At 47.2% G+C, this 2,978-nt stretch carries 4 protein-coding genes; 3 read left to right on the top strand and 1 reads right to left on the bottom strand.

The window, feature by feature from the left end; translation table 11 throughout:
- The 3 genes from ACTXGO_RS11855 to ACTXGO_RS11845 form a co-directional block, all read left to right on the top strand.
- Nucleotides 1-663: class I SAM-dependent methyltransferase family protein (locus ACTXGO_RS11855; protein WP_443574659.1), on the top strand; the 663-nt coding region annotated here is incomplete at its 5' end.
- Nucleotides 656-1,897 carry a patatin-like phospholipase family protein gene (locus ACTXGO_RS11850; protein WP_443541345.1) on the top strand — a complete coding sequence of 414 codons (1,242 nt, stop codon included), beginning with the start codon at nucleotides 656-658 and terminating at the stop codon, nucleotides 1,895-1,897. The genes ACTXGO_RS11855 and ACTXGO_RS11850, both read left to right, overlap by 8 nt.
- Complete coding sequence (locus tag ACTXGO_RS11845; RefSeq protein WP_443541346.1) at nucleotides 1,878-2,684, top strand: SDR family NAD(P)-dependent oxidoreductase; 807 nt, start codon at nucleotides 1,878-1,880, stop codon at nucleotides 2,682-2,684. The genes ACTXGO_RS11850 and ACTXGO_RS11845 overlap by 20 nt, the downstream gene beginning before the upstream one ends.
- 33 nt (nucleotides 2,685-2,717) lie before the next feature.
- Here ACTXGO_RS11845 and ACTXGO_RS11840 read toward each other — a convergent pair.
- On the bottom strand, nucleotides 2,718-2,978 hold a 261-nt coding region (locus ACTXGO_RS11840), incomplete at its 5' end, for a phosphatidate cytidylyltransferase (RefSeq protein ID WP_443574646.1).

Below are 2,978 nucleotides of genomic sequence, written 5' to 3'. Positions count from 1 at the left end.
CTCAATAACATCGGCTGGCAAGGCATTCGTATACGCCGCATGCATATTTTAGAGCTGGCACGTCAGGCGCTAGCAGATATCAAAAAGGCTAATGAGCAAAAAAGCGAATATCAGCCCAGACTATTAGATATCGCGAGTGGTCATGGTTTTTATGCTTTTGATTTGTTGACTGAGTTTGATGACTTGCAGGCTGAGCTGCGCGATTATGAGAGGCATAATATTCAAGCGCTACAAAACAAAGCGCTGCGCTTAGAGCTGGCTGATCGTGTCAACACGGTACAAAAAGACGCTTTTGATCCTGCTAGTTATTTACATTTAAAAGCTGATAATGCCACATTCGATATCGCTATTGCCTCAGGAGTGTTTGAATTGTTCTCTGATAATGCGCTGCCAGCGACTGCACTTGCAGGTATTTTTGAGAGTCTAAAGTCTGGCGGCTACCTGATATATACCAATCAGCCATGGCACCCTGAACAAGAATTCATTAGTAAAACGCTTAACAATCACCGCGGCAGCAGTTGGGTCATGCGCTGCCGCTCACAGGCTGAGATGGATCAATTGGTTGTTGATGCAGGCTTTGAAAAAGTCGCTATGCGTATTGATCGCTTTGGTATCTTTACCGTGTCACTCGCTATTAAGCCTATGCTAAACAGCGATGAGTAATACAACCGCCCCGCCTTACGAGCGCGTCCAGCTATTTTCAGGAGGCGGGTCGCGGTTTGGCTATTATTTGGGGAGTTATGCTGCGCTCGTTGCACACGATTTGCGGCCCGATCTCATCATTGGTACGTGCGGCGGCAGCTTGTCGGCTTATCTGGTGCAGCTTGCTCCTGATCCTAGCGATTTGCAGCAGCTGATGCGTAGCCGTGAGCTATACAAGAGCATCCGTGCGATCAGACATGTTGCCCCTGATGAGGCAAGCACACGTCAAAAACTACGCTATATCAGCAATGCGCTCAAACGCTGGTACAGCTCTCGATATACATCTCAACAGCCGTTCAAAAGACAAAAGCAGCATCAACGCGATAACTACCAACGTCTGTTAGACGAGCTACAGCAACTGGCGATGTTTCGTATTGATAGTGAAGGGCAGTGGCTGGATAAGTTGTCTGCTTTTGGCTCTAATCCCGAGTGCAATACGAGTAGCATAAATAAGTCACCAGAGATTGCCATTATCGCCAGTCGTTTGCGCCAGACGTCGATAGCAGGTTTTAGTGTTAATGCTGATAGTATGCTAGCCGCAGACTTTCAGCTTCAAGAATTGTTATTCGCGCCAAAGCGTTTAGACCACTCCAGCTTTGACAGTCATTTACTAGACCAAAAAGATCTCGTTAGACATAACTTTAACGCGCCTACGCATTCTTTTGCCAATGGACGTATACAACAGTCGGTACAGATACTGACTGAGTGGGATATGAATTCTGCGGTACGCGCTTCGATGGCAGATATGTACTATTTGCCGCCAACGCATATAGACGATCTAGGCTGGTGTTTGGGCGGGGTGATTAATCTGACGCCTATTGAGCTGGCTTGTCAACTGGGAAGTACGGTGTTTGCAGAGACCAAAGCGGGCTATGATCCCTATCTTGCCGCGCCTGCGATTAAGCGCGTGTTTGGCTTTGATCCCAATCAGCGACTGGCTCAGGTGCACAATTATAAAACGTCATCTATGCCTAAGCCTCACGATCAGGCGCAGATACATTGGCTGCCTTTTGCTGACAATGATCAGCAACTGGCAAGGCAAAATGTACAAAAACGCTTTAGCCTTAGGCAAATGACCGTCGAGCTGATTCATAGCGATTATGATGGCTTTATACAGCAGATGGACGCCCAGTGGCAGTATGGCTATCAGCGCACCGTGGATTATATACGCATAAATGCAAAACATACCTTCTAATACGCCTAAGCATCTTATTGTAATAGGCGGCACCAGCGGTCTAGGCTTAGCACTAGCCTTGTATCATCTACAGCTTGGCTGGCAGATCAGCGTCGTTGGGCATAGTCTTGCTAAAATTGCTCATATCAACAGCGTCTATCCTCAGATCACTACTTATCTTTGTGATTTGACAGATTTTGATGAGCGCCAACACCTGCTCGATAAGCTACTAAAAAATCGTTTTGATCGGCTGATTTATAGCGCGGGCAGTTATACCAATGAGCGCGTCCATACTCTAAACCAAACAGAGAGCACGCAAATGCTCGCGATTAATTTGCAAGCGTTCGAGCATGTTTTTATGAGGGCAAGTGAGGTACTCAAACGCCAAAACCTACAGCAGTTGGACAGTGCTAAAGGCGTCAAGCCAAGTCTAATTTGTATCGCTTCTATCGCAGGGACGCTCGATTATCCCTATGCCAGTCTCTATGCCAAAAGCAAGCGGGCGATGATAGCGACGGCGAGCGCTTATCGAATTGCGCTTACGCCTTTTAATATTCAAGTCAATTGTATCGCATCAGGGTATATCGACACCCAAACTTTGCGCGATCTAAACGGAGGTGATGCCAGTCATAAGCCTTTTATTATAAGCCTAGATCACGCGGTGAGTCATATCGTGCAGGCAATCGACAATGATATAGCGCTCGCGACATTTCCGTGGTCTATGCGTTATATTGTCAAGCTGTTAAATAAGCTGCCTGAACCTGTGTTAAATAGGCTATTACGAAGTCAGCTGGATAAACCCGCTTGATTTTACATTGAAGTTGTCTATTGATCATTCGCGTTAGCCAAACCACCAATAAAACAGCGTAAATATCGGCACGCCAATGAGCAAACTATCTATCCTATCGAGCACGCCGCCGTGGCCTGCCAGCATAGTACCTGTATCCTTGACCCCATGCTGACGCTTAAACGCCGATTCTAGCAGATCCCCTGCGATACCGCTCACCGCCAGTCCGTAAGCGGCTAGCAAACACAGCCACCAGCTAAAAGGCGTTAGCCAAACGCCCAATAGTGATGCCAAAAGCGCTGCTAGCAGACTACC

The organism is Psychrobacter sp. T6-1 (assembly GCF_052258445.1).
This window is presented reverse-complemented; position numbering and strand designations above follow the sequence as displayed.

Coding starts and splice junctions, on each gene's coding strand:
- ACTXGO_RS11850 (WP_443541345.1), top strand. CDS start 656: ATGAGTAATACAACCGCCCCGCCTTACGAGCGCGTCCAGCTATTTTCA.
- ACTXGO_RS11845 (WP_443541346.1), top strand. CDS start 1,878: ATGCAAAACATACCTTCTAATACGCCTAAGCATCTTATTGTAATAGGC.